This window comes from Kribbella sp., assembly GCF_035655035.1.
In the GTDB taxonomy this organism is placed as follows: domain Bacteria; phylum Actinomycetota; class Actinomycetes; order Propionibacteriales; family Kribbellaceae; genus Kribbella.
The window spans coordinates 1-3,684 of sequence record NZ_DASRVN010000734.1 but is presented as its reverse complement, the minus strand read 5'-3'; the positions used below and the strand labels follow the sequence as shown (position 1 = coordinate 3,684).

4 protein-coding genes are annotated in these 3,684 nt (G+C 70.2%); 3 read left to right on the top strand and 1 reads right to left on the bottom strand.

Features of this window, described 5'->3' with window-relative positions:
• Window positions 1-508, top strand: a 508-nt coding sequence (locus tag VFF46_RS37835; RefSeq protein WP_325042087.1) for a hypothetical protein, incomplete at its 5' end; no start/stop codon positions are given.
• Here VFF46_RS37835 and VFF46_RS37830 read toward each other — a convergent pair.
• Window positions 498-1,484 carry an alpha/beta hydrolase gene (locus tag VFF46_RS37830; protein ID WP_325042086.1) on the bottom strand — a complete coding sequence of 329 codons (987 nt, stop codon included), beginning with the start codon at window positions 1,482-1,484 and terminating at the stop codon, window positions 498-500. The genes VFF46_RS37835 and VFF46_RS37830 overlap by 11 nt on opposite strands.
• 128 nt (window positions 1,485-1,612) lie before the next feature.
• Between VFF46_RS37830 and VFF46_RS37825 the strand changes: the two genes are divergently transcribed.
• Window positions 1,613-2,767 carry an amino acid deaminase/aldolase gene (locus tag VFF46_RS37825; RefSeq protein WP_325042085.1) on the top strand — a complete coding sequence of 385 codons (1,155 nt, stop codon included), beginning with the start codon at window positions 1,613-1,615 and terminating at the stop codon, window positions 2,765-2,767.
• Window positions 2,764-3,684: FAD-binding protein (locus VFF46_RS37820; RefSeq protein WP_325042084.1), on the top strand; the 921-nt coding region annotated here is incomplete at its 3' end. The genes VFF46_RS37825 and VFF46_RS37820, both read left to right, overlap by 4 nt.

Sequence of the window (3,684 nt, the reverse complement as noted above, 5' to 3'; positions counted from 1 at the left end):
GAAGCTAGGGCCCGGCTGGAAGACCTACAACGACCCGGGCGGCGCAGAGGCCGGTTTCGTCGGTAACAACACCTGGACCCGCCGCCGCGAACCCCATCAGGCGTCCTACGAAGCCCTACCGTCCGGCTGCTCCGGCCAGCCTGTCAGCGGCTCGCTCCCGGTCGCCACCTACGCTCTGACCGGCAGCTACCGCACGCCAGCAGCCCTACCCGCCACAGCGCTCCTACTCCGCTTCAAACACGCGGCCGAAGCGAGCGCCTACTACGAGGGCTACCAGACCCGCATGCGAGCGTGCGGCAAAGGCGGCGACCTCTCCGTCAAGCAGCTCTGGTCCACCGCGACAGCTGCCACCGCCGTACGTTCGTACGCCGCAGCAGAGTCCTACGTAGACGTGTCGGTGCTGAAGGGCGCAACCGTCGCCCTCCTGGCAACAACCTCCGCCCAACCGGACCAGCAGGCCGCCTGGGCGCACACCGTCGTACCAGTGCTCGAATCCGTCATCGACTAGCGTCCACCACCGCCTGCGCGAACTCCCGCGGCGCCTCCTGCGGCACGTTGTGCCCAACGTCGAAGGTCCGGTGCTGGTAGCGGCCGACGAAGTGGTCGCGGTACGACGACCCGTTCCCGGCCGGTGTGAACGGGTCGTACCTACCGTCGATCGTGATCGTCGGTACAGCGATCTTCGGCGCCTTCTGCAGCCGGGCCTCCAGCTCCGCGTACTCCGGTTCGGCCGGGATCAAGCTCTGCCGCCACCGGTAGTTGCCGATCACGATCGCCTCGTAGTCCGGGTTGTCGAATGCCGCCGCGGTCCGGGCGTACGTCGCCGCGCTGTACTTCCAGGTCGGCGAGTTGAACTTCCAGATGAACTCGCCGAGCTCCCGCTTGTACTCGTGCAGCCCCTGGGCGCCGCGCTCGGTGGCGAAGTAGTACTGGTACCACCAGGCGTTCTCGGCCGCCGGCGACAGCGGCTTCTTGTTGGCCTCCAGGTTCGTGATCAGGTACCCGGTGACCGACACGAGCGCCTGCACCCGCTCCGGCCACAGCGCCGCGATGATGTCCGCGGTCCGCGAGCCCCAGTCGTAGCCGGCCAGTACGGCGCGCCGGATGCCCAGGGCGTCCATCAGCGCGAGGATGTCGAGCGCGAACGCCGCCTGGTCGACGTGCCGCGGCGTCGAGGCCGAGCGGAACGTCGTACTGCCGTGGCCGCGGAAGTACGGGACCACGACCCGGTAGCCGCGCCGGGCGAGCAGCGGGGCGACCTCCTCGAAGCTGTGGATGTCGTACGGGAACCCGTGCAGCAGCAGCACCGGTGTGCCGTCGGCCGGGCCGAGCTCGACGTACCCGACGTTGAGCACGCCCGCGTCGATCTGCCGCACCGGCCCGAAGGGGAGGTTGGGCGACGCGGCAGCGGCGCCGGTGAGGAACGGGGTGGCCAGGACGGCGGCGCCGGTGGTCTTGAGGAGGGCGCGACGGCTGATGTTCATGAGGGACCTTTCGGAGTGGGTTCGCACTAACCCTCGCCCGTGGAGGCCGTGGGTCGCGCCCGTGAAAATCCCTGGTCACGGCACAAAGGTGTATTACCTTTCAGTATTTCGTGACCTACACTCCGGTTATGGGTGACTTCGACCGGTACGCCCGGCTGACCGCGCGGCTCGACGCGCCGTACGCGGTGATCGACCTGGCCGCATTCCGCCGGAACGCGGACGACCTGGTCCGCCGGTCCGCCAGTACGCCGATCCGGATCGCCTCGAAGTCGGTTCGCTGCCGCCCGCTGATCGCCGCCGCGCTGGACCGGCCCGGGTTCCGCGGCGTGATGAGCTACGCGCTGCCCGAGGCGCTCTGGCTCGCGCGGAACGGCGTCGACGACATCCTGCTCGGCTACCCGACCACGCACCGTACGGCGATCCGCGAGCTCTCCGAGGACCCCGAGACGGCGTCCCGGATCACGCTGATGATCGACTCGCCCGAGCACCTCGGCTTCCTGAGGGCCACCGCGACCGGCACCGCCCGGATCCAGGTCTGCCTGGACGTCGACGCCTCGCTGCGGATCTTCGGCCAGCACCTCGGCGTCCGTCGTTCTCCGCTGCGGACCCCGTCCGAGGTCGCGACCCTCGCCCGTACCGTGGCCGCAGACGACAGGTTCGAGCTAACCGGCGTGATGTTTTACGAGGCACAGATCGCCGGGCTGCCGGACACGTCCCCGGCCGTCCGCTGGGTGAAGCGGCGTTCGGCGGCGGAGCTCGCAGACCGGCGCGGCGCGGTCGTCGACGCCGTCAAGCAGGTCGCGCCGCTGCGGATCGTGAACAGCGGCGGCACCGGCAGCCTGGAGATCAGCAGCGCCGACCCGGTCGTCACCGAGGTCACGGCCGGCTCGGGTCTCTACGGCCCGACCCTGTTCGACAAGTACGACGTCTTCCAGCCCGAGCACGCGATGGCGTACGCGCTGGACGTCGTACGCCGGCCCGCGCCGCGGATCGCCACGCTGTTCGGCGGCGGGTACGTCGCGTCCGGTCCGGCCAAGAAGTCCCGGCTTCCGTCGCCGGCCCGGCCGGAAGGGCTGAAGCTGCTAGGCACCGAAGGCGCGGGCGAGGTACAGACCCCCGTGCAGGGCGCGGAAGCCGATCGGCTGCGGATCGGTGACCGGGTGTGGATGCGCTACGCCAAGGCAGGCGAGATGCTGGAGCGGTTCGACGTCCTGCACGCGATCGACGGGGAGGACGTCCGCGAGCTCACGACGTACCGGGGCGAAGGGAAGAACTTCGGATGAGCACCTGGCGGAACTGGTCCGGCACCGAATCGGCGACCGGCGTCGAGGCGCTGCGGCCGCGCTCGGCCGACGAGCTCGCGGCGGCGGTGAAGGCCGCGGCCGAGCAGGGCAAGAAGCTCAAGGCGGTCGGCTCCGGGCACTCGTTCACCGGCTGCTCGGTGCCGCAGCAGGTGATGGTCCAGCTGGACGGGCTGTCCTCGATCCTGCACGCGGACCAGGCGTCCGGCCGGGTCACGGTCGGCGCCGGCACCGGCCTGCGGAAGCTCAACGCCGGGCTCGCGGCGTTCGACCTCGCGATGGCGAACCTCGGCGACATCGACCAGCAGACCATCTCCGGCGCGATCTCCACCGGCACCCACGGGACCGGTGCGAAGCTCGGCGGCCTGGCCACGCAGATCGTCGGGCTCGACCTGGTCACCGCCGACGGCTCGGTCCTGCACTGCTCGGCCGAGGAGCACCCGGACGTGTTCGCCGCGGCCCGGATCTCGGTCGGTGCGCTCGGCGTGATCAGCGCGCTCACGCTGCAGTGCGTGCCGGCGTTCCTGCTGCGTGCGCAGGAGATGCCGCTGCCGCTGGCCGACGTACTGGACGGGTTCGACGAATTTGCCGACGGCAACGACCACTTCGAGTTCTACTGGTTCCCGCACACCGACCGCACCCTGACCAAGCGCAACAACCGCGTGCCCGAGGGCGCGGCGAGGCGACCGCTGCCCGGCTGGCGCGAGAAGCTCGACGACGACCTGCTGAGCAACCGGTTCTTCGAGCTGACCAACCGCGTGGCGACCCGGCTGCCGCGTTCGACGCGGAGCATCAACGCGATCGCGTCGCGGGTCCTCAGCGAGCGGCAGTTCACCGACAGCTCGCACAAGGTCTTCGTGACGGCGCGCGAGGTGCGCTTCATCGAGTCGGAGTGGGCC